Below are 21255 nucleotides of genomic sequence, written 5' to 3'. Positions count from 1 at the left end.
GGTTATTCGGCAATTGTTGGGGCCAGGAAGGCGGCCTCCAGCAACTGCTGTGTATAGGGGTGTTGCGGCGCGGCGAATATGCTGCGGGCATCACCTTGTTCGACCACTTGGCCATGCTTGACCACCATCAGCTGGTGGCTCAGCGCTTTGACGACAGCCAGGTCATGGCTGATAAACAGGTACGTCAGGTTGTACTTGGTTTGCAGCGACCGCAACAGCTCCACCACTTGGCGTTGCACGGTACGGTCCAGGGCCGACGTCGGTTCATCCAGCAGAATCAACGCCGGCTTGAGCACCAGGGCCCGGGCAATGGCGATACGCTGCCGTTGCCCTCCGGAAAATTCATGGGGGTAGCGGTTCCGGGTTTCCGGGTCCAGGCCTACCTCCTTCAATGCCGCGATTATCGCTTGTTCCTGTTCGGCCGGGGTGCCGATCTTGTGGATCCGCAACCCTTCGCCGACGATCTGGCTGACACACATGCGCGGGCTCAGGCTGCCGAACGGGTCCTGAAACACCACTTGCATCTCCCGGCGCAGCGGCCTGACTTGCTGCTGTGTCAGGCTGTCCAGATCGTTGCCTTCGAAGCGGATCCCGCCCTGGCTGCCGATCAACCGCAAGATCGCCAGCCCCAATGTCGACTTGCCGGAACCGCTCTCGCCAACGATGCCCAGCGTCTGGCCCTGGGGCAGCTTGAAGCGGATCCCGTCCACGGCCTTGATGTAATCCACCGTGCGCTTGAACAGGCCTTTCTTGATCGGAAACCAGACTTTCAAGTCCTCGACCTCCAACAATGGCGGACCGACGACGTTGTTGGCCGGGTTGCCGCTGGGCTCGGCGGCCAGCAATTCCCGAGTGTACGGATGTTGCGGCGCGCGGAACAACTCTGCGCACGATGCCTGTTCGACGATGCAACCGCGCTGCATGACACATACGCGATGCGCAATTCTTCGCACCAGGTTCAAATCATGGCTGATCAGCAGCAGCGACATGCCCAGGCGCGCCTGCAAATCCTTGAGTAGATCGAGGATTTTCAGCTGTACGGTGACGTCCAGCGCGGTCGTCGGTTCGTCGGCGATCAACAGTTCCGGCTCGTTGGCCAGGGCCATGGCGATCATCACCCGCTGGCGCTGGCCGCCGGACAACTCATGGGGCAAGGCCTTGAGGCGCTTGTGCGGTTCGGGGATGCCGACCAGCTCCAACAGTTCGAGGGAGCGGCGGGTAGCGACTTTGCCGGTCAGGCCTTTATGGATGCCGAGCACTTCATTGATCTGCTTTTCAATGGAGTGCAGCGGGTTCAGGGACGTCATCGGTTCCTGGAAGATCATGGCGATCCGGTTGCCGCGGATGTGGCGGATGGTTTTTTCCTTCAGGCCCAGCATGTCCTGGCCCGCGTACTGGATGGTCCCGGTGGGGTGATGGGCCAGCGGGTAGGGCAGCAGGCGCAGGATCGAGTGGGCGGTGACTGATTTGCCCGAGCCGCTTTCGCCCACCAGGGCCAGGGTTTCGCCACGCTTGATGTCGAAACTGACGCTCTCGACCACCCGCTGGCGGCGTTCGCCGACAATGAACTCCACCGCCAGGTCGCGTACTTCGATCAGGTTGTCCTGGTTCATATCACTTCCTCGGATCGAAGGCATCGCGAGCGGACTCGCCGATGAATACCAGCAGGCTCAGCATGATCGCCAGCACCGCGAAAGCGCTGATGCCCAGCCAGGGTGCCTGGAGGTTGGATTTGCCCTGGGCCACCAATTCGCCCAGGGACGGCGCGCCCGCCGGCAGGCCGAAGCCGAGGAAATCCAGGGCGGTGAGGGTGCCGATGGCGCCCGTGAGGATGAACGGCATGAACGTCATGGTCGAGACCATGGCATTGGGCAGGATGTGGCGGAACATGATCGCGCCGTTCTGCATGCCCAGCGCCCGTGCGGCGCGCACGTATTCCAGGTTGCGCCCGCGCAGGAACTCGGCGCGCACGACGTCGACCAGGCTCATCCAGGAAAACAACAGCATGATGCCCAGCAGCCACCAGAAGTTCGGTTGAACAAAACTGGCGAGGATGATCAGCAGGTACAGCACCGGCAACCCGGACCAGATCTCCAGGAAACGCTGGCCGGCGAGATCCACCCAGCCGCCATAGAAACCCTGCAGGGCACCGGCGATCACGCCGATGATCGAGCTGAGTATCGTCAACGTCAACGCGAACAGCACCGAGATGCGAAAGCCATAGATGACCCGGGCCAGCACATCGCGGCCCTGGTCGTCGGTGCCGAGCCAGTTCACCGAGGAGGGCGGTGCCGGGGCCGGGACTTTCAAGTCGTAGTTGATGCTCTGGTAGCTGAACGGAATAGGCGCCCACAACACCCAGGCGTCCTTGGCCGCCAGCAACTCGCGGATGTACGGGCTCTTGTAGTTGGCCTCCAGCGGGAACTCGCCGCCGAAGGTGGTTTCCGGGTAGCGCTTGAGGGCCGGGAAGTACCAGCCGTTGTCGTAATGCACGACAAGCGGCTTATCGTTGGCAATCAGCTCGGCGCCCAGGCTCAGCACGAACAGCACCAGGAACAGCCACAGCGACCACCAGCCACGCTTGTTGGCCTTGAACAGTTCGAAACGACGGCGATTGAGAGGGGACAGGTTCATCTCAATGCTCCCGGCTTTCGAAATCGATGCGCGGATCGACGAAGGTGTAGGTCAGGTCGCCGATCAGTTTTACCACCAATCCCAGCAGGGTGAAGATGAACAGGGTGCCGAACACCACGGGATAGTCGCGGTTGATGGCGGCTTCGAAACTCATCAGCCCGAGGCCGTCGAGGGAAAAGATCACTTCCACCAGCAGCGAGCCGGTGAAGAAGATCCCGATGAACGCCGAAGGAAAACCGGCAATCACCAACAACATCGCGTTGCGAAACACGTGGCCATACAGCACGCGGCTGCGGGTCAGACCCTTGGCCTTGGCGGTGACCACGTATTGCTTGTTGATTTCGTCCAGGAAGCTGTTCTTGGTCAGCAGGGTCATGGTGGCGAAGTTGCCGATCACCAGGGCGGTCACGGGCAAAGCCAGGTGCCAGAAATAATCGAGTATCTTGCCGCCCAGGGTCAGCTCGTCGAAATTGTTGGACGTCAGCCCCCGCAGTGGAAACCAATCGAAATAACTGCCGCCGGCAAACACCACGATCAGCAGGATGGCGAACAGGAAAGACGGGATCGCGTAGCCGACGATGATGGCCGAGCTGGTCCAGACATCGAAATGACTGCCGTGCCGCGTGGCCTTGGCGATCCCCAGGGGGATCGAGACCAGGTACATGATCAGGGTGCTCCACAGCCCCAACGAGATGGAGACGGGCATCTTTTCCTTGATCAGGTCGATGACCTTGGCGTCACGGAAAAAGCTGTCGCCGAAGTCGAGCCGCGCATAGTTCTTGATCATGATCCACAGGCGTTCCGGGGCCGACTTGTCGAAGCCGTACATGCGCTCGATTTCCTTGACCAGCGCCGGGTCCAGGCCCTGGGCGCCGCGGTAGGAGGAACCGGCCACCGACACCTCGGCTCCGCCGCCGGCAATGCGGCTGGTAGCGCCTTCGAAGCCTTCGAGCTTGGCGATCATCTGCTCCACCGGCCCGCCGGGCGCGGCCTGGATGATGACGAAGTTGATCAGCAAGATGCCGAACAGGGTCGGGATGATCAGCAGCAATCGCCGAAAAATATAGGCCAGCATCTGGTTACTCCACGCTCGCAGGGGCGGCGACTTTCTGCTCGATGACCTGCTTCTCTACTTCATCGGATGGCTTGATCTCCGGCTTGACCCACCAGGTGGTGGTGCCGATGTCATAGGTTGGCGTGACTTTCGGATGGCCGATGTGGTTCCAATAGGCGACGCGCCAGGTCTTGATGTGCCAGTTGGGAATCACGTAGTAGCCCCACTGCAACACTCGGTCGAGCGCCCGGGCATGTGCCACCAGGCTCTTTCGCGAATCGGCGTTGATCAACTGTTCTACCAACTGGTCGACGGCCGGGTCCTTCAGGCCCATGGTGTTGCGGCTGCCAGGCTTGTCCGCCGCGGCGGACATCCAGAATTCGCGCTGTTCATTACCCGGCGAACTGGATTGCGGAAAGCTGCCCACCACCAGGTCGAAATCCCGGGAGCGTACTCGGTTGATGTACTGGGATACGTCGACGCGGCGGATCACCAGTTCGATGCCCAAATCACTCAGGTTGCGCTTGAACGGCAGCAAGACCCGCTCGAAGTCGGTTTGGGCCAGCAGGAACTCGAGCACTACCGGTTTGCCCTGGGCATCGACCATCCTGTCGTCGACGATGCGCCAGCCGGCTTCTTGCAGCAATTGATAGGCCTTGCGCTGTTGGTCGCGGATCATACCGCTGCCGTCGCACATCGGAGCCTGGAAGGCTTCAGTGAAGACCTGCTCGGGAATCTTGCCGCGCAGGGGTTCGAGAATCTTCAGTTCATCTTCGCCAGGCAGGCCGGTGGCGGCCATTTCCGAATTCTCGAAATAGCTGCGGGTACGGGCGTAGGCCCCGTTGAAGAGTTGCTTGTTTGTCCATTCGAAATCGAACAGCAGGCTCAGGGCCTTGCGCACCCGTATATCCTGGAAGACCGGCCGGCGCAGGTTGTAGATAAAGCCTTGCATACCGGTAGGGTTGCCGTTGGGGATCTGCTCCTTGATCAACCGGCCTTCGGTCACGGCAGGGACGTTATAGGCGTTGGCCCAGTTTTTCGCTGTCATTTCCAGCCAGTAATCGAACTGTCCGGCTTTCAACGCTTCGACGGCCACAGTGTTGTCGCGGTAGTAGTCGGTGACCAGCACATCGAAGTTGTAGAAGCCGCGATTGACCGGCAAATCCTTGCCCCAATAATCCTTCACCCGCTCGTAGCGGATCGAGCGACCGGCCTTCACTTCGGCGACCTCGTACGGGCCACTGCCCAAGGGAATTTCAAGGTTGCCCTTGCTGAAGTCCCGGCTGGCCCACCAATGCTTGGGCAATACCGGCAGTTGGCCGAGAATCAACGGCAATTCACGGTTATGGGTGTGCTTGAATTTGAACAGGACCTTGAGCGGGTCTTCGGCGATGACTTCAGCGACGTCATTGTAATAGCCGCGAAACATCGGTGCGCCGTCCTTGGTCAGCGTCTGGAAGCTGAACACCACGTCTTCGGCGCGGACCGGGTGGCCGTCGTTGAAGCGGGCTTCGGGGCGCAGATAGAAGCGCACCCAGCCATTGTCCGGGGCTTTCTCGATTTTCTCCGCGACCAGGCCATATTCGGTGAAGGGCTCGTCCAGGCCTTGCTTGGCCAACGTGTCGTAGATCAGGCCGATGTCGTCGGCCGGCACGCCTTTGCTGATGAACGGGTTGAGGCTGTCGAAGCCGCCAAACCCGCCTTGGCGAAATACCCCTCCCTTGGGGGCCTCGGGGTTCACATAATCGAAATGCTTGAAATCGGCCGGGTATTTCGGCGGCTCGTTGTACAGGGTCACGGCATGCTGCGGCGCGGCGCAGGCCAGCCCGGCGAACAACAGGCTGCCGGCCTGCAGGAGCAGGGCGCGTATAGGCTTCATTGATCCTTCTCCGAAGATTTCAGCCACCAGGCGCTCAAGCCCAGGGTATAGGGCGGCGTAGTGACAAAGGCGAACCGGTTGCGGTACGCCAGGCGATGATAATTGATATACCAGTTGGGAATGCAGTAATGCTGCCATAGCAACACACGGTCCAGGGCTTTGCCAGCGGCGACCTGTTCATCGCGGGTCTGGGCGGCGAGCAGTTTTTCCAGCAGATGGTCGACCACCGGGTTGGCGATCCCTGCGTAATTCTTGCTGCCCTTGATCCCGACCTGGCTGGAGTGAAAATACTGCCATTGCTCAAGGCCTGGGCTGAGCGTCTGGCTCAGGGTCAGCAGGATCATGTCGAAGTCGAACTGGTCCAGGCGCTGTTTGTACTGGGCGCGGTCCACCGTGCGCAGACGGGCCTGGACGCCGATGCTGGCGAGGTTTTCGACATAGGGCTGCAGGATGCGCTCCAGGTTCGGATTCACCAGCAGGATCTCGAAGCGCAAGGGTTGACCGTCGGCGTTCAGCAGGTGCTGGCCATGGAGGGTCCAGCCGGCTTCCTTCAGCAGGCCCAAGGTTCTGCGCAGGGTTTCCCGTGGAACGCCGCGACCGTCGGTTTCGGGCAGGCTGAAGGGCTCGGTCAGCAATCGGGGCGGCAGTTGTTCGCGATAAGGTTTAAGCAGCAGCCATTCGTGGCCGACAGGCAGGCCAGTGGCAGAGAATTCGCTGTTGGGGTAATAACTGAGGGTTCGTTTGTAGGCACCGCTGAACAGCGTGCGGTTGGTCCACTCGAAATCGAACATCAACCCCAGGGCTTCACGAACCTTGATCTCGGCGAACGTGGCACGCCGGGTATTCATGAACAGGCCCTGGGTCTGGGTCGGAATCCGGTGGGGAATCTGCGCCTTGATCACATCGCCACGGTTCACCGCCGGGAAGTTATAGCCGTTGGCCCAGTTCTTGGCCTGATGCTCGATGTAGATATCGAACTCGCCGGCCTTGAAGGCTTCGAAGGCGACGTCGCTGTCACGGTAGAACTCCACGTTCATTCGGTCGACGTTGTACCTGCCGCGATTGACTGGCAGGTCCTTGCCCCAGTAATCATTGACTCGCTCGAACACCAACTGGCGACCTGGCTGCACTTTGGTGATGCGGTAAGGGCCGCTGCCCAGTGGCGGTTCGAAGGTGGTGGCCTTGAAATCGCGGTCTTTCCAGTAATGCTGCGGCAAAACTGGCAGTTCGCCCAAGCGCAGGATCAGCAAGGGGTTGCCGGAGCGCTTGAACACGAAACGGATCTTCAGCGGGCTGAGGACGTCGACCCGCAGCACTTCCTGCAGGTTGGTCCGGTATTGCGGGTGGCCATCCTTGAGTAAAGTCCGGTAGGAGAACGCGACGTCATAGGCGGTGATCGGCACGCCATCATGGAAGCGCGCTTCGGGCCGCAGGTTGAACACCACCCAACTGCGGTCCTCGCTGTACTCCACCGACTGGGCGATCAGGCCGTAGCTTGAGGTGGGCTCATCCCCGGACGGCGCGTATTGACCCGTGCCGACCATCAGCGGCTCGTTCAGCTCATTGATGCCGTATTGCAGGAAATTCGCCGTGGAAACCGGGCTGCTGCCCTTGAAGGTGTAGGGGTTCAGTGTGTCGAACGTGCCGAATGCCATGACCCGCAAGGTACCGCCCTTGGGCGCTTGCGGGTTGACCCAGTCGAAGTGGGTGAATCGGGCCGGGTACTTGAGCGTGCCGAACTGGGCATAGCCATGGCTTTCGCTGATGGTGGCGTTGGCGGCAGGGCTCGATGCCAGGCTGATCAGGAGCAGGAGGAGGGGACGTATCAAGTCTGGGATCCGATCCAGGCGGCTTGGGCTTTTATGGCCTGTACAGTAACAGCTTGTATCGACGGGAAAAAGGCGGGGGCGAAGCTGTTGGATTAGTTGAACTGGGGCAAGAGCGCTTTTGTGGCGAGGGAGCTTGCTCCCTCGCCACATGGAACCCATCTGTCAATGGGGGGAATAGACCGTCAGCATCTGCCCAGGCTTGAGCGCCTTGCCCATGCGCGGATTCCAGCGCTTGAGGTGTTGCATTTCAACATTGAAGCGCTTGGCGACGACGTACAGCGAGTCGCCCTGCTTGACCTTGTATTGGGTCTGCTTCTTTTGCTCCTTGCCCTTGGCGGCCACGACGGTGTTGATTCGCTTGCCGCTCGCCTTGCTGGCCTTGACGTCCCGCATCACCAGGGTCTGACCAACCTTGAGCTTGTTGCCGCTGAGTTTGTTCCAGCGTTGCAGGTCCTTGGTCTGGACATTGTTGGCCTTGGCTATCCGGGCCAGGTTGTCGCCGCGCTTGACACGGTAGGTGCGCCTGGCCCCTTCCACTTCGCCGTCGTCGGCGGTTTCGAAAACCGGCTTGAGCGAGCGGGGACTGATCAGTTCTTCCGGGCGCATGGTCGAGAGGCTGGCGGTCAGCAGCTGAGCCTTGGACGTCGGGACCAGCAAGTGCTGCGGGCCATCGATGGTGGTGCGCTGCTTGAATGCCGGGTTGAGCTGGAACAGCTCGTCCTCGTCGATGTTCGCCACCGCCGCAACCTTCGACAGGTCCATGCGCTGGTTGATTTCGACAACCTGGAAGTACGGTTCGTTGGCGATCGGGTTGAGGTTCACGCCATAGGCCTCGGGAGCCAGGACGACCTGGGAAAGCGCCAGCAGTTTCGGCACATAGGCCTGGGTTTCGCTGGGCAGCGGCAGGTTCCAGTAGTCGGTGGGCAGGCCAAGCTTCTCGTTGCGTTCGATGGCGCGGCTGACCGTGCCTTCACCGGCGTTATAGGCCGCCAGCGCCAGCAGCCAGTCGCCGTTGAACATGTCATGCAGGCGCGTCAGGTAATCCATCGCGGCCGTGGTGGACGCGGTAATGTCTCGACGGCCGTCGTAGAAACGGGTCTGGCGCAGGTTGAAATAGCGCCCGGTGGAGGGGATGAACTGCCACAATCCCACCGCGTTGGCCCGGGAATAGGCCATCGGGTTGTAGGCGCTTTCGATTACCGGCAACAGCGCCAGCTCAAGCGGCATGTTGCGTTCTTCCAGGCGCTCGACGATGTAATGGATATATAAGCTGCCGCGCTCGCCGGCGTTCTCCAGGAACGATGGGTTGCTGGCGAACCACAGGCGCTGCTGCTCGATGCGCGGGTTTACGCCGGCGGTTTCCTGGAGCTGGAAGCCCTGGCGCATGCGTTCCCACACGTCCTGGGGCACTTGGGGGGCGGGCTTTTCCGTGAGCCATACGGGCTTTTGCTTGGCTCGCGCAGCGACATTCGGCTTATGCGCAGCATCGTTCTGTGGCACATGGCCGGTGCTCTGACAGCCCGCCAGCGTGGCGGACACAGCCACCGCGATGGCCTGGGCCAAGCGGGTCAGTGTGTCTGACTGGACGGACCTGCGAGTAGATGACGACATTGGCTGGAAGTAAGTTCCGGGCAAAAATGTCGGCCGATTCTAGGAAGCGCACCCCAACAGGTCAACCATTCAGAATTTTTGTATCAATCGGTAGCCGCCTTAGAACTTATCTTTCCAGGCCCTCAAGGCCGCAAAAACCTCACTCGGCGTCTGGTTTCGCTGGCCGTTCCGTTCGTCTGCTTTTTGTTTAACGGATGTTTCAGTCGTGCGCAAAAATGGATTGGTGAGTTTTTCCAGCGCCAGGGTCGAAGGCAGCGTGATGACTCCCTGGCTGCGCTGCTGGGTGACTTTCTCCAGGCGGGCGACAACGTCCGGATTGGTCGGCTCGACGGCGGCGGCGAATTTCAGATTGCTCAAAGTATATTCATGGGTGCAGTAGACAAGCGTATCTTCGGGAAGCGCGGCGAGTCGGCCCAGCGAATGGTGCATCTGTTCGGGCGTGCCCTCGAAGAGCCGGCCGCAACCGGCAGCGAACAACGTGTCGCCGCAGAACAACAGGCCACGGTGGTAGTAGGCGATATGCCCCAGCGTATGACCGGGGACGGCATGGACATCGAAATCCAGGCCCAGCACGTTGACTTTCGCATTGTCGCCCAGGGCGATGTCACGCGCCGGGATGTTTTCGCTGGCCGGGCCGTAGACGGTGGCGCGGGTCGCGCTTTTCAGCGCGGCGACACCGCCGACATGGTCATTGTGATGGTGAGTGACGAGGATGTCGGTCAAGACCCAGCCCGGATGGGCATCGAGCCAGTGCTGCACCGGCGCGGCGTCGCCTGGGTCGACCACGGCGCAGCGCTGCGTCGAGTGATCTTGTAACAACCAGATGTAGTTATCGGTAAACGCGGGCAGGGCAGTGATCTGTATCATCGTGGAATTCGCCAAGCTCAAAACAAAGGCGCATCTTAGAACTTCCTGGCGCGTTGGAGAATGCAATGACCGATGAAGCGTTCGCTCAGGCCGATCCTGACTGGCTGGCATTGATCAGCTCCGCCCGAGAGTGGCTGTCCGGCCCTGTAGGGCAATTTCTGCTGGAAGAAGAGCGGCGCATGCTCGAAGAGGAGCTGGGCCGGTTCTTTGGCGGCTACCTGGTGCATTACGGTCCGTCGGCGCAAACACCGCCGTCGGCTCTCCAGGTCCAGCGCAATGTGCGCCTGGGGGCGCCATTGCCGGGCGTCGAAATCGTTTGCGAGGAGCAGGCCTGGCCGTTGAGCGAGCATGCCGCGGATGTGGTGGTGATGCAGCACGGGCTGGATTTCTGCCTGTCGCCCCATGGGTTGCTCCGTGAGGCCGCCAGCAGTGTGCGGCCCGGCGGGCATCTGTTGATCATCGGCATCAATCCCTGGAGCAGTTGGGGGTTGCGTCATGTGTTCGCCAGCGACGCATTGCGTCAGGCCCGTTGCATTTCGGCTTCGCGGGTCGGCGACTGGCTCAACCTGCTGGGCTTCGCGCTGGAGAAACGCCGCTTCGGGTGCTATCGTCCGCCGCTTGCGTCGCCCAAGTGGCAGGCCCGATTGGCCGGCTGGGAGCGCAAGGCGGGTGCCTGGCAATTGTCCGGCGGCGGCTTCTATTTATTGGTGGCGCGCAAGATCGCTGTCGGGCTGCGCCCGGTGCGTCAGGTGCGACGCGAGCCGATGGGCAAGCTGATTCCCTTGCCGATGGCCAAGGTCAATCGACGTCACATCGAGCCGTAAGCCTTTTTCTGATGGTTCTGGCCGTATCTGGCTCCGGGCGCTGATCGGTCCCGGACGGCGGCCTTTGTTTTTTTTTGGATTGATTGGCATGAGCGATAGCGTAGAACTCTTCACTGATGGCGCCTGCAAGGGCAACCCTGGCCCGGGTGGTTGGGGTGCGTTGCTGGTGTGCAAGGGCGTGGAAAAGGAGCTCTGGGGCGGTGAAGCCAATACCACCAATAACCGCATGGAGCTGATGGGGGCCATTCGCGGCCTGGAAGAGCTCAAGCGCCCTTGCGATGTGCTGCTGGTGACCGACTCGCAGTATGTGATGAAAGGCATCAACGAGTGGATGGCGAACTGGAAGAAGCGCGGCTGGAAGACGGCTGCAAAGGAACCGGTCAAGAATGCCGACCTTTGGAAACTGCTGGACGAGCAGGTCAATCGCCACAACGTCACCTGGAAATGGGTGCGTGGGCACATCGGCCACCATGGCAACGAACGGGCCGACCAGTTGGCCAACCGGGGCGTGGATGAGGTGCGCGGATATAAGCAGGCTTGATCCTGACCTCGTCAGGATGCGGTATGGGCGTGTTACCATCCGCGCTTTTGCAAGACTGCCCGTTGAGAGCTGAACACTGATGGCCAACAGATCTGTAGTACTGGATACCGAAACCACCGGCATGCCGGTGACCGACGGTCACCGGATTATTGAAATCGGCTGTGTCGAACTGATCGGCCGGCGCCTGACCGGTCGTCATTTCCACGTTTATCTGCAACCGGACCGCGAAAGTGACGAGGGCGCCATCGGCGTGCACGGCATCACCAATGAATTCCTGGTGGGCAAGCCGCGTTTCGCCGAGGTGGCCGATGAATTCTTCGAATTCATCCAGGGCGCGCAGCTGATTATTCACAACGCTGCGTTCGACGTCGGGTTCATCAACAATGAGTTCGCCCTGCTGGGCCAGCAGGATCGCGCCGATATCACTCGGCATTGCACCATTCTCGACACCTTGATGATGGCCCGGGAACGGCATCCTGGGCAGCGCAACAGCCTCGACGCCTTGTGCAAGCGATACGGCGTCGACAACTCCGGTCGTGAATTGCACGGCGCCTTGCTCGACTCCGAGATCCTCGCCGACGTCTACCTGACCATGACCGGCGGGCAAACCAGCCTGTCACTGGCCGGCAATGCCTCGGACGGCAACGGGACCGGTGAAGGCTCGGGCAACCAGGCTACGGAAATTCGTCGCTTGCCGGCGGACCGCAAACCTGCACGGATCATCCGCGCCAGCGAGAACGACCTGGCCGAGCATGCCGCGCGTCTGGAAGCGATCGCCAAGTCCGCCGGTGCCCCGGCATTGTGGACGCAACTGGTTGAGGCGCAGGCTGCCGCGAACTGAAACATAACCCTGTGGGAGCGATCATTTCTCGCGACAATCGCCAGTACCTTCTAACCTGAAGTAAGGCAGGCCATGGATACCCGCTTGATGTGTGAAGATTCGAGAGGCAAGGGCAATGGATGGCACTGTGCCGTTGATTGCCTCAAGGAATGAGGACCTTTCCCAGTATGCAACCGGTCACGAATCCCAAGCATCCCGGCCTGTCGGTACGCGTCGTCGACGACGGTTTCGCCGCGTACGTCTGGGGCAGCGATTTCAGTTTTGAGGTCAGCGCCTACGGTACGCCGCAGATCGGTCGACCGGTGAGCCAATGGCCAGTCACGCCGATCGTTCCCTACCGCAAATGCTACGGCATCGATCCTGAAGAATTCAGCAGTTTCCGCGATGCTCCCGACAGCGAAATCTTCATGGCCTACCTGGACGACCAGCCGGTGGGACATTTGGTGGTCAGTACCAATTGGAATGGCTATGCCCATATCGACGAGTTGGCGGTGCATGCCCCGGCGCGTCGTCATGGTGTGGCCAAGGCGTTGCTCGATGTGGCCCAGTTCTGGAGTCGCAAGAAAAAACTGCCCGGCATCATGCTGGAAACCCAGAACAACAACCTGGGTGCGTGCCGGCTCTATGAACGTTGCGGCTATGTACTCGGCGGGGTCGACCACTTGCGCTATCGCGGCATCGATCGGCACACCGCCGAGGTGGCGCTGTTCTGGTACCGGTTATTCGATGATCCGCTGGGCATGACGATCAGTGGTTCAGCAACGCCTCGGCTTGTTCCTTGATCCGTTCCAGCAGTGCTTGGACCGTCGGCGAAGGCTCTGCACCGTTCAGGCTCAGCGCGTAGAGGCAGATGGGAACGGCCGGCGACACGGGGCAGATGTCCAGGCCGCTGCCCTTGGCGCCCGAGGCGGTGAACGGGTCGACAATGGCAAGGCCTTCGCCGGCTTCGACCATCGCGCGCATCATCTGGTGCGTCTGCACGCGGATCTGGATCACCGGCGCGGGGCGCAGCGCCGCAAGCTTGTGATCGAATACCGGGCTCAGCGGGTCGTGACCATCAAGCCCCACCAGCGACTGGCCTGCCAGGTCTTGAAGCGAAATGTATTTTTGTCGCGGTTGCAGCCAGCCATGGGGTGCCAGCAATTGCAGTTTGCCTTGGGCGATCGTCTGGCAGCGGATGTCCGGGTGTTCCGGATCGTGCAAGCTCAGGCCCAGGTCGCTTTCACGCAGCAACAGGCTCTTGACGATATTGCGGGTCGGCTCGCTGAGCAGGGTGCAAGGCGCGTCCGGGTGGCGCCGACGCAGGGCGGCGATGCCCAGGGGCAAAAGCTGTTGCGCCAGCGGCGGGGTACAGATGATGCGCAGGGGCGGGGCATGATGATGTTTCAGGCTGCTGGCCAGCCGCTGGATCGGTTCGAGGGTGTCGTAAAGCCGCGTGATGCCATCGCGCAACTCCAGGGTCTCGCGGGTGGCCTGCAGCCGTCCGCGCACGCTGGCGAACAGCATGAAGCCGAGCTGGGCCTCCGCATCCCGCAGGATCGACTCGACCTCGGCGACCGATAATTGCAGCCATTCGGCCGCGGTGCCAAGGTGGCCGGTCTGCAGCAGCGCCTGGATCACTTCGATGTGGCGTAAACGCATGCAAGAAGTCCGTATTAGGCAGGTAAGCCATTGAGTGGCTGAATCCTAACCCAATTACGGGTACGACTTCTGCTCATGAAACCAGGTTACAGCGCTATTTGCGGTTCGGGTTCGCGGATCAGTTCGATGCCGGACTGCACCAAGAGGAATTTTTCCTCGTCCAGTTTGCTGACTCGGTCGCCAATGGCCAGCTTATAGGTGATGACATCCTTGCCACTGCCGTCCAGGGACGGGTCTGATTCTTGGAATTCATGCACTGAATAGACGCGACCTTCAGCGTCTCGTGCATGAAACTGTCCGACAAGTACTGCTGCCATTGCTTAGAACCTCTGGAAATAGATCACTCGATTTGCGGTGCTGTAGACCTTGGTCGAGCGCGGTAAGTTTTCCTACAAGAAAAAAATAGTCCGGTTGGCCGGTTTTCGACATTCCATTGGTCCAATTGTCGTGCCGATCATCTATAACTACAGGCTTCCTTTGAGCCGACAGTCGAGAACCCCCTCATGAGTGATGTGTACAACGTTGCGGTTTTAGTGGGCAGCCTTCGCAAGGCGTCGATCAACCGCAAGATCGCCCTTGCGCTGGCTGACCTGGCCGCGTCCAACCTGAAACTTGAAATTGTCGAAATTGGTGATTTGCCCCTTTATAACGAGGACATCGACGTCTCGCCACCCGCCGCCTACACGGCGTTTCGCCAGAAAGTAGGCGCCGCCGACGCGCTGCTGTTCGTGACCCCTGAATACAACCGCTCGGTGCCGGCACCCCTGAAAAACGCCATCGACGTCGGCTCGCGCCCTTACGGCCAAAGTTGCCTGAGCGGCAAACCGGGTGGGGTGATCAGCGCATCGCCGGGTGCGATGGGTGGTTTCGGCGCCAACCATCATCTGCGCCAGTCACTGGTGTTTCTCGACGTGCCGTGCATGCAGCAACCGGAGGCCTATCTGAGCGGTGCCGGGACCGCGTTCGACGAGGCGGGCAACCTGGCGGATTCGGTCAGGCCTTTCTTGCAGAAATTCATCGATGCCTATGGCAAATGGGTGGAGCAGCACAAGAAAGTCTGACACCACCGCAGATCCCGTGGCGAGGGAGCTTGCTCCCCTTGGGCCGCTAAGCGGCCCCCCACAATCTGCGTCGCAGCCCAGAAATCGGACCTGCTGCGCAGTTCAGTGGGAGCAATCTCTCTCGCCACAAATTATTGCGTGGCCGTTGTTTCTTGTTTTCAACCCTCTCTTTTCCAGGCTGTTACGCATGCTCGTCGCTTCGTTGATTTTCCTGCTGACCATCATCCTGGTGATCTGGCAACCCAAAGGCTTGGGCGTCGGCTGGAGCGCCACGCTCGGCGCGGTGCTGGCGTTGCTGAGCGGGGCGGTGCACGTCAGTGACATTGCGGTGGTCTGGCAGATCATCTGGAATGCCACCGGCACGTTTGTCGCGCTGATCATCATCAGCCTGCTGCTGGACGAGGCCGGTTTCTTCGCCTGGGCGGCCCTGCATGTGGCCCGTTGGGGACGGGGCAGCGGGCGCAAGCTGTTCGCCTTTATGGTGTTGCTTGGCGCCCTGGTGTCGGCGCTGTTCGCCAATGATGGGGCGGCGCTGATCTTGACGCCCATTGTGATTTCGATGCTGCTGGCCCTGCGGTTCTCGCCCGCGGCGACCTTGGCGTTCGTGATGGGCGCCGGTTTCATCGCCGATACCGCCAGCCTGCCATTGGTGGTGTCCAACCTGGTAAACATCGTCTCGGCGGATTTCTTCGGCATTGGTTTCAACCGCTACGCGTCGGTCATGGTGCCGGTGAACCTGGTCAGCGTGGCGGCCAGCCTGGCGATACTGATGTGGGTGTTTCGTCGCGACATTCCGCGGGACTACAACCCCGGGCAACTGGACGATCCGGCAGCCGCAGTCCACGACAAGGCGACGTTTTATGCCGGCTGGGCAGTGTTGGCGATCCTCTTGTTGGGCTGCTTTGCCCTGGAGCCGCTGGGGATTCCCATCAGCTTGATCTCGGCGGCCTGCGCTGCGCTGCTGCTGGCCGTGGCGGCCCGCGGCCACAAGATCTCCACCCGCAAGGCGATGAAGGAAGCGCCCTGGCAGATCGTGATTTTTTCCCTCGGGATGTATTTGGTGGTCTATGGCCTGCGCAATGCCGGCATGACAGGCTACTTGGCCCATTGGCTTGACGGTTTCGCCGGTTATGGTGTGTGGGGCGCGGCCATGGGCACGGGGCTGTTGACTGCGCTGCTGTCCTCATTGATGAACAACCTGCCAACGGTGTTGGTCGGCGCCTTGTCCATCGACGCCAGCCAGGCTGCCGGGGTGGTGAAGGAGGCGATGATCTACGCCAACGTCATCGGCAGCGACCTGGGCCCGAAAATTACCCCGATCGGCAGCCTGGCAACCTTGCTCTGGTTGCATGTGCTGGCACGCAAGGATATTCGCATCGGCTGGGGCTATTACTTCAAGGTCGGGATCGTCTTGACGGTGCCGGTGTTGCTGGTGACGTTGGCGGCGTTGGCTGTTCGCTTGTCCATCTAGATCGGAGCGACCCCTTCGCGAGCAGGCGCTGTGGGCCTGCTCGCGAAGACAGAGTCCAGACACAGCACGACTCAATCACTGCCCGGCACATCTGGCCAAAGATCCGCCACCAGGAATGCGCGCTCGGCTTCCTCCCATTGGCCCTCGGCATTCTCCGTCAGGCGCACCATCAGTTGCGCCGGCGCCGTCGGGTCGAGGGCGGTTCGCCAGGCGTCCAGTTGCGCGGCAGCCCAGACCTGGTCCGGCGGGTAATGGGCCGGGGCCAGCCAGGCGGCGCGGGGCAGGGGCTGCCAACGGCCCGGTGGGCGCTGGGCGACGAATCCAGGCCAGTCCCGCTGGTGCAGCCAACGGCCGCGCAGATGCTTGGGGTGGGCGCCGCTCGGCGGTTCGGCTTCGCCCGGCCAGGGGTAGAGCAAGTAGCCGCCGAGCCAAAGGTGTGAGCGAAACGATGCGATCCCCAGCGCCGCCAGGGCCTCGCGACTTTCCGGGCGTGCTGAAATCGGCAGTTGGTGTTCGCGAAGGTGCGCCAGCTTTCGATCGAGCCGGTCATGGCAGCCAGGGCCGAGCCATTGCGCGGTGTCGTGCCCATTGCCCTGTTGCGGGCCGAGGTACAGCTTGATCGCCAGTTCCAAGTGATGAACACCTTCACCATCACGCAGCAGCAGGTCCAGTTCCCCCAGCGTATGACCCTCGCGACGGATTGGCAGGTTCGCCGCCATCAATTCGATGCCCGGTGCGTGTTCCACGGCAAACTGCCACAACCTTTCGTAATACAGGCCCAGGCGCCGCGTCCGTCCTTGGGACAGGCAGTGCAGCAGCGGGTAGCTGTCATGGTCGAGCTGGCGCAGCCAGTGTTCCAACCGATGGGGCTGCTGCACCCAGTCGCTGCCCGCCAGCGGGTGACGCTGGGGCCAGGGCGTGTCGATGAGCATCGGCGGGGCGACGATCGCCCACGCCAGGTCCCGCACTTCGGGATGGCGCAGGCGGCGGGGCAGGTCCAGCAATTCAGGAAACAGGATCATCTTGCGAGCATAGCCGCTGCGCTGGAGGCTTAAAGAATTTTGTCTACGGCGCGCTTTCGCCCATAATCGGGTTTTTCGCCCGTCGCAGACCCTCGCAGGAGCCCCATGGAGCAATTTCGCAATATCGGCATCATCGGTCGCCTGGGCAGTTCACAGGTACTGGACACCGTTCGCCGCCTCAAGCGCTTCCTCCTGGAGCGGCACCTGCATGTCATTCTCGAAGACACCATCGCCGAAGTGTTGCCGGGCCATGGGCTGCAGACGTCGTCGCGCAAGATGCTCGGCGAAGTCTGCGACATGGTGATCGTGGTCGGCGGTGACGGCAGCCTGCTGGGCGCCGCCCGGGCCTTGGCGCGCCACAACATCCCGGTTTTGGGGATCAACCGGGGCAGCCTCGGTTTCCTGACGGATATCCGCCCCGACGAGCTGGAGGTCAAGGTCGCCGAGGTGCTGGACGGCCATTATTTGGTGGAAAACCGCTTCCTGCTGCAAGCCGAGGTTCGCCGTCACGCCGAGGCCATCGGCCAGGGCGATGCCCTCAACGACGTGGTGCTGCACCCTGGCAAGTCCACGCGCATGATCGAATTCGAGTTGTACATCGACGGCCAGTTTGTCTGCAGCCAGAAGGCCGACGGCCTGATCGTCGCCACGCCCACCGGTTCCACTGCCTATGCGCTGTCGGCCGGCGGCCCGATCATGCACCCCAAGCTCGACGCTATTGTGATTGTGCCCATGTACCCCCATACCTTGTCTGGGCGACCCATCGTGGTCGATGGCAACAGCGAGCTGAAAATCGTCGTGTCCAAGGATATGCAGATCTACCCGCAAGTGTCGTGTGACGGCCAGAACCATTTCACCTGCGCGCCGGGTGACACCATCACCGTCAGCAAAAAAGCGCAAAAGCTGCGCCTGATCCATCCGCTGGATCACAATTACTACGAAGTCTGCCGGACCAAGCTCGGCTGGGGCAGTCGTCTGGGGGGTGGAGGCGACTGATGCTCGATCCTGCGCGCAGTTACGATCTGATCGGTGACGTGCACGGATGCGCCCTGACCCTGGAACACCTGCTGGACCGACTCGGTTACCACAAGCAGGGCGGGGTCTGGCGGCATCCGTCGCGCATGGCCGTGTTCCTGGGGGACATCATCGACCGTGGCCCGCGGATCCGCGAGGCGCTGCACATCGTCCATGACATGGTCGTAGCCGGTCAGGCGCTGTGCATCATGGGCAACCACGAATTCAACGCCTTGGGCTGGAGCACACCGGCATTGCCCGGCAGCGGCCAGCGCTACGTGCGTGAACACACGCCGCGCCATGCTCGCCTGCTCCACGAGACCCTGACCCAGTTCGACCAGCACCCTGGCGACTGGCATGATTTCCTCAAGTGGTTCTATGAGCTGCCGCTGTTTGTCGACGCCGGTCGCTTCCGGGTCGTGCATGCCTGCTGGGACGCCGGCCTGATCGAGCCGCTACGGGGCTTGTTCCCGAATGGCTGCGTCGATGAGCATTTTCTCCAGGCGTCGGCCGAATCCGGCAGTTTCGCCTGTACGGTTTTCGACCGCCTGCTGCGCGGCACGGACATGCGCTTGCCCCATGGCATGACGCTGACGGGCGGCGATGGCCTGACGCGGGCGTTCTTTCGCACCAAGTTCTGGGAAGACAACCCGCAGACCTACGGCGATATCGTCTTCCAGCCCGATGCGTTGCCGGAGCCGGTGGCACGCACGCCATTGACGCCGGGTGAGAAAAACAACCTCCTGCGTTACGGCGTCGATGAACCGATGCTGTTCGTCGGTCACTATTGGCGCAGCGGCAAGCCCGCGCCGATTCGCTCGAACCTGGCGTGCCTGGACTACAGCGCGGTGCTCTATGGCAAGCTCGTTGCGTATCGCCTCGACCAGGAAACCCGCCTGGATCCGCACAAGTTCGTCTGGGTCGATGTCGAGCGGCCGGAGGTGGTGAAATGAGCGTCGTCGCGGTTCTGCGCCTGCCCCTGGCGGTGGACCTGAGCGGTTTCGTCAAGCTGCTGCAACGCATGCAGGTTCCCCATCGTGTCAGCGAGGAGGCGGGCGAGCAGGTGCTCTGGGTGCCGAATGACATCAGCGAGGACGTGCGCTCGCTGTACGCGCGGTTCCCCGCTGGCGATCCTGAACAGCAGCTGGAATTGCCGGAAATCGGCAGGACCGCCCGGCGTCCCGGTTTTGTCCAGCAACTGACCCGCAGCCCGGTGACGGCCCTGGTGCTGTTGCTGAGCCTGGTCGTCAGCGCCGTGACTCTGCTCGGGGATAATCTTGAAACCCTGCGCTGGTTGACCTTCCTCGAATTTCGCGTGGTCGGCGAATACATCCAGTTCACCCCGCTGGCCGATAGCCTGGGGGCGGGGCAGTGGTGGCGCCTGGTGACGCCGATGCTGATTCACTTCGGCTTCCTGCACATCGCCATGAATGGCATGTGGTATTGGGAGCTGGGGCGGCGAATCGAAGCGCGCCAGGGCGGCATCAATCTGTTGGGGCTGACGCTGCTGTTCAGCCTCGTTTCCAATTTCGCCCAGTATTTTTTCAGTGGCCCGACGCTGTTCGGCGGGTTGTCGGGGGTGTTGTACGGCCTGCTGGGCCATTGCTGGATCTACCAACTGCTCGCACCGAACCCGGCCTATCATCTGCCCCGAGGGGTGCTGGTGATGATGCTGGTGTGGTTGCTGCTGTGCCTGTCCGGCCTGGTTTCGCTGATCGGTTTTGGTGAAATCGCCAACGCGGCCCACGTCGGCGGGCTGCTCGTCGGCTGCTTCACGGGGTTGTTGGGCGGGCTGTTCGCTCGCCGTAAAATGGCCCCCTGACCGGCGCCTGTGTCTTTTGAGAATGCGCGACTGCGCGGAGAACCCATGTCTTCCTTCAACGAAATGATCCAGAACATCACCCCCGACATCTACCGCAGCCTGAAGCTGGCCGTGGAAATCGGTAAATGGGCCGATGGCAACAAACTCACCGCCGAGCAGCGTGAGCTGTCCTTGCAGGCGATGATCGCCTGGGAAATCCAGAACCTGCCCGAAGAAGAGCGCACCGGTTACATGGGCCCGCAAGAGTGCCAGTCGAAAGCCACCGAAGTGCCGAATATCCTGTTCAAGTCGGACGCCATCCATTGATCGAGATTGGCCGCGGTGCAATCAGCAAGATGTCGGCACGCCTGGACGGGCCGACCGTTCAATACGCCTTTCGCCTGGGCGACGTCGAGGTGCCGGTCAACCCGTTGATCGGCAGCACGATTCGCCTGGAATACCTCGGTGCGATCCATTGCACCCATTGCGGACGCCGGACCAAGACCAGCTTCAGCCAGGGCTATTGCTACCCGTGCATGACCAAGCTGGCCCAATGCGACCTGTGCATCATGAGCCCCGAGCGTTGCCACTTCGACGCCGGAACCTGCCGTGATCCGGCCTGGGGCGAGCAGTTCTGCATGACCGATCACGTGGTCTACCTGGCCAATTCCTCAGGCGTGAAAGTCGGCATCACCCGCGCCACGCAACTGCCGACCCGCTGGCTGGACCAGGGCGCCAGCCAGGCGCTGCCGATCCTGCGCGTCGCGACCCGCCAGCAATCGGGCTTCGTCGAAGACCTGTTCCGCAGCCAGGTGGCCGACAAGACCAACTGGCGCGCCTTGCTCAAGGGCGACGCAGCGGCGGTGGACTTGCCCGCCATCCGTGATTCGCTCTTCGAAAGCTGCGCCCAGGGCTTGCAGGGGCTTCAGGAACGATTCGGCCTGCAAGCGATCCAGACCATAGCGGACGTCGAACCCATCGAGATCCGTTATCCGGTGGAGCAATACCCGGCCAAGATCGTCAGTTTCAACCTGGACAAGAACCCGATCGCCGAAGGCACGCTGCTGGGAATCAAGGGCCAATACCTGATTTTCGACACTGGCGTGATCAATATTCGTAAATACACGGCTTACCAGCTCGCCGTGCATCAGTAGAAGGATTCGAC

At 61.4% G+C, this 21255-nt stretch carries 21 protein-coding genes; 11 read left to right on the top strand and 10 right to left on the bottom strand.

What is annotated here, in order from left to right; genetic code table 11:
* Positions 1 to 2 precede the first annotated feature (2 nt).
* From J3P79_RS14590 to gloB, 7 genes are all read right to left on the bottom strand, one after another.
* The gene (locus J3P79_RS14590; protein ID WP_434603550.1) at positions 3 to 1613 is read right to left on the bottom strand and encodes an ABC transporter ATP-binding protein; all 1611 of its coding nucleotides are present in this window, start codon (positions 1611 to 1613) and stop codon (positions 3 to 5) included.
* 1 nt (position 1614) lies between these two features.
* Positions 1615 to 2634 (bottom strand): ABC transporter permease, encoded by a 1020-nt coding sequence (locus J3P79_RS14585; RefSeq protein WP_434603548.1) that lies wholly within the window; start codon positions 2632 to 2634, stop codon positions 1615 to 1617.
* A 1-nt stretch (position 2635) separates the two neighbouring features.
* Positions 2636 to 3709: a microcin C ABC transporter permease YejB gene (locus tag J3P79_RS14580; RefSeq protein WP_434603546.1), complete on the bottom strand. Its 1074-nt coding sequence runs from the start codon at positions 3707 to 3709 to the stop codon at positions 2636 to 2638.
* A 4-nt stretch (positions 3710 to 3713) separates the two neighbouring features.
* Positions 3714 to 5567 carry an extracellular solute-binding protein gene (locus tag J3P79_RS14575; protein WP_434603544.1) on the bottom strand — a complete coding sequence of 618 codons (1854 nt, stop codon included), beginning with the start codon at positions 5565 to 5567 and terminating at the stop codon, positions 3714 to 3716.
* On the bottom strand, positions 5564 to 7393 hold the full coding sequence (locus tag J3P79_RS14570; protein ID WP_434611477.1) for an extracellular solute-binding protein: 1830 nt from the start codon (positions 7391 to 7393) through the stop codon (positions 5564 to 5566). The genes J3P79_RS14575 and J3P79_RS14570 overlap by 4 nt, the downstream gene beginning before the upstream one ends.
* A gap of 165 nt (positions 7394 to 7558) precedes the next feature.
* Positions 7559 to 9007, bottom strand: coding sequence for a transglycosylase SLT domain-containing protein (locus J3P79_RS14565; RefSeq protein ID WP_434603542.1), 1449 nt, complete (start codon positions 9005 to 9007; stop codon positions 7559 to 7561).
* 99 nt (positions 9008 to 9106) lie between these two features.
* Positions 9107 to 9874 carry a hydroxyacylglutathione hydrolase gene (gloB, locus tag J3P79_RS14560; RefSeq protein WP_434603540.1) on the bottom strand — a complete coding sequence of 256 codons (768 nt, stop codon included), beginning with the start codon at positions 9872 to 9874 and terminating at the stop codon, positions 9107 to 9109.
* 65 nt (positions 9875 to 9939) lie between these two features.
* Here gloB and J3P79_RS14555 point away from each other — a divergent pair, with 65 nt between their 5' ends.
* From J3P79_RS14555 to J3P79_RS14540, 4 genes are all read left to right on the top strand, one after another.
* Positions 9940 to 10698 (top strand): class I SAM-dependent methyltransferase, encoded by a 759-nt coding sequence (locus J3P79_RS14555; RefSeq protein WP_434603538.1) that lies wholly within the window; start codon positions 9940 to 9942, stop codon positions 10696 to 10698.
* 88 nt (positions 10699 to 10786) lie between these two features.
* On the top strand, positions 10787 to 11239 hold the full coding sequence (rnhA, locus tag J3P79_RS14550; protein WP_030142629.1) for a ribonuclease HI: 453 nt from the start codon (positions 10787 to 10789) through the stop codon (positions 11237 to 11239).
* A 79-nt stretch (positions 11240 to 11318) separates the two neighbouring features.
* On the top strand, positions 11319 to 12080 hold the full coding sequence (gene dnaQ, locus J3P79_RS14545; protein ID WP_434603536.1) for a DNA polymerase III subunit epsilon: 762 nt from the start codon (positions 11319 to 11321) through the stop codon (positions 12078 to 12080).
* Positions 12081 to 12247: 167 nt separating this feature from the next.
* Entirely contained in the window at positions 12248 to 12862 is a 615-nt protein-coding gene (locus J3P79_RS14540) for a GNAT family N-acetyltransferase (RefSeq protein WP_434603534.1), read from the top strand.
* Here J3P79_RS14540 and J3P79_RS14535 read toward each other — a convergent pair.
* Both J3P79_RS14535 and J3P79_RS14530 read right to left on the bottom strand, forming a co-directional pair.
* Positions 12828 to 13721: a LysR substrate-binding domain-containing protein gene (locus J3P79_RS14535; protein WP_434603532.1), complete on the bottom strand. Its 894-nt coding sequence runs from the start codon at positions 13719 to 13721 to the stop codon at positions 12828 to 12830. The genes J3P79_RS14540 and J3P79_RS14535 overlap by 35 nt on opposite strands.
* A gap of 86 nt (positions 13722 to 13807) precedes the next feature.
* Positions 13808 to 14038, bottom strand: coding sequence for a hypothetical protein (locus tag J3P79_RS14530; RefSeq protein WP_434603530.1), 231 nt, complete (start codon positions 14036 to 14038; stop codon positions 13808 to 13810).
* Between the two features lie 186 nt (positions 14039 to 14224).
* On the opposite strand from J3P79_RS14530, the gene J3P79_RS14525 reads away from it, so the two are divergent.
* A complete protein-coding gene (locus tag J3P79_RS14525) occupies positions 14225 to 14782 on the top strand; it encodes an NADPH-dependent FMN reductase (RefSeq protein ID WP_434603528.1) in 558 nt (185 codons plus the stop codon).
* 187 nt (positions 14783 to 14969) lie between these two features.
* Positions 14970 to 16253, top strand: a complete 1284-nt coding sequence (locus J3P79_RS14520; RefSeq protein WP_434603526.1) for an arsenic transporter — start codon at positions 14970 to 14972, stop codon at positions 16251 to 16253.
* 71 nt (positions 16254 to 16324) lie between these two features.
* On the opposite strand, the gene J3P79_RS14515 is transcribed toward J3P79_RS14520, so the two are convergent.
* The gene (locus J3P79_RS14515; protein WP_434603524.1) at positions 16325 to 17275 is read right to left on the bottom strand and encodes a DUF1853 family protein; all 951 of its coding nucleotides are present in this window, start codon (positions 17273 to 17275) and stop codon (positions 16325 to 16327) included.
* 105 nt (positions 17276 to 17380) lie between these two features.
* Here J3P79_RS14515 and J3P79_RS14510 point away from each other — a divergent pair, with 105 nt between their 5' ends.
* The 5 genes from J3P79_RS14510 to J3P79_RS14490 are packed head-to-tail and all read left to right on the top strand — an operon-like array spanning position 17381 to position 21244.
* Positions 17381 to 18271 carry an NAD(+) kinase gene (locus tag J3P79_RS14510; RefSeq protein WP_030142621.1) on the top strand — a complete coding sequence of 297 codons (891 nt, stop codon included), beginning with the start codon at positions 17381 to 17383 and terminating at the stop codon, positions 18269 to 18271.
* The gene (locus tag J3P79_RS14505) at positions 18268 to 19242 is read left to right on the top strand and encodes a metallophosphoesterase (RefSeq protein WP_434611475.1); all 975 of its coding nucleotides are present in this window, start codon (positions 18268 to 18270) and stop codon (positions 19240 to 19242) included. The genes J3P79_RS14510 and J3P79_RS14505 overlap by 4 nt, the downstream gene beginning before the upstream one ends.
* Positions 19239 to 20111 (top strand): rhomboid family intramembrane serine protease, encoded by an 873-nt coding sequence (locus J3P79_RS14500; RefSeq protein ID WP_434603521.1) that lies wholly within the window; start codon positions 19239 to 19241, stop codon positions 20109 to 20111. The genes J3P79_RS14505 and J3P79_RS14500 overlap by 4 nt, the downstream gene beginning before the upstream one ends.
* Positions 20112 to 20156: 45 nt before the next feature.
* Entirely contained in the window at positions 20157 to 20417 is a 261-nt protein-coding gene (locus tag J3P79_RS14495) for a YeaC family protein (protein WP_030142618.1), read from the top strand.
* Entirely contained in the window at positions 20414 to 21244 is an 831-nt protein-coding gene (locus J3P79_RS14490; protein ID WP_434603519.1) for a DUF2797 domain-containing protein, read from the top strand. The genes J3P79_RS14495 and J3P79_RS14490 overlap by 4 nt, the downstream gene beginning before the upstream one ends.
* Positions 21245 to 21255 lie beyond the last annotated feature (11 nt).

Origin of the sequence: Pseudomonas sp. R1-7 (assembly GCF_051132105.1) — a bacterium.
Taxonomy (GTDB): domain Bacteria; phylum Pseudomonadota; class Gammaproteobacteria; order Pseudomonadales; family Pseudomonadaceae; genus Aquipseudomonas.
This window is presented reverse-complemented; position numbering and strand designations above follow the sequence as displayed.

Excerpts from the sequence above, each read along its gene's own strand:
- gloB (WP_434603540.1), bottom strand. The coding sequence starts at position 9,874 with ATGATACAGATCACTGCCCTGCCCGCGTTTACCGATAACTACATCTGG.
- dnaQ (WP_434603536.1), top strand. The coding sequence starts at position 11,319 with ATGGCCAACAGATCTGTAGTACTGGATACCGAAACCACCGGCATGCCG.
- J3P79_RS14565 (WP_434603542.1), bottom strand. The coding sequence starts at position 9,007 with ATGTCGTCATCTACTCGCAGGTCCGTCCAGTCAGACACACTGACCCGC.
- J3P79_RS14525 (WP_434603528.1), top strand. The coding sequence starts at position 14,225 with ATGAGTGATGTGTACAACGTTGCGGTTTTAGTGGGCAGCCTTCGCAAG.
- J3P79_RS14535 (WP_434603532.1), bottom strand. The coding sequence starts at position 13,721 with ATGCGTTTACGCCACATCGAAGTGATCCAGGCGCTGCTGCAGACCGGC.
- J3P79_RS14495 (WP_030142618.1), top strand. The coding sequence starts at position 20,157 with ATGTCTTCCTTCAACGAAATGATCCAGAACATCACCCCCGACATCTAC.
- J3P79_RS14575 (WP_434603544.1), bottom strand. The coding sequence starts at position 5,567 with ATGAAGCCTATACGCGCCCTGCTCCTGCAGGCCGGCAGCCTGTTGTTC.
- J3P79_RS14510 (WP_030142621.1), top strand. The coding sequence starts at position 17,381 with ATGGAGCAATTTCGCAATATCGGCATCATCGGTCGCCTGGGCAGTTCA.
- J3P79_RS14590 (WP_434603550.1), bottom strand. The coding sequence starts at position 1,613 with ATGAACCAGGACAACCTGATCGAAGTACGCGACCTGGCGGTGGAGTTC.
- J3P79_RS14555 (WP_434603538.1), top strand. The coding sequence starts at position 9,940 with ATGACCGATGAAGCGTTCGCTCAGGCCGATCCTGACTGGCTGGCATTG.
- J3P79_RS14585 (WP_434603548.1), bottom strand. The coding sequence starts at position 2,634 with ATGAACCTGTCCCCTCTCAATCGCCGTCGTTTCGAACTGTTCAAGGCC.
- J3P79_RS14500 (WP_434603521.1), top strand. The coding sequence starts at position 19,239 with ATGAGCGTCGTCGCGGTTCTGCGCCTGCCCCTGGCGGTGGACCTGAGC.
- J3P79_RS14515 (WP_434603524.1), bottom strand. The coding sequence starts at position 17,275 with ATGATCCTGTTTCCTGAATTGCTGGACCTGCCCCGCCGCCTGCGCCAT.
- J3P79_RS14540 (WP_434603534.1), top strand. The coding sequence starts at position 12,248 with ATGCAACCGGTCACGAATCCCAAGCATCCCGGCCTGTCGGTACGCGTC.
- J3P79_RS14580 (WP_434603546.1), bottom strand. The coding sequence starts at position 3,709 with ATGCTGGCCTATATTTTTCGGCGATTGCTGCTGATCATCCCGACCCTG.
- J3P79_RS14530 (WP_434603530.1), bottom strand. The coding sequence starts at position 14,038 with ATGGCAGCAGTACTTGTCGGACAGTTTCATGCACGAGACGCTGAAGGT.
- J3P79_RS14520 (WP_434603526.1), top strand. The coding sequence starts at position 14,970 with ATGCTCGTCGCTTCGTTGATTTTCCTGCTGACCATCATCCTGGTGATC.
- rnhA (WP_030142629.1), top strand. The coding sequence starts at position 10,787 with ATGAGCGATAGCGTAGAACTCTTCACTGATGGCGCCTGCAAGGGCAAC.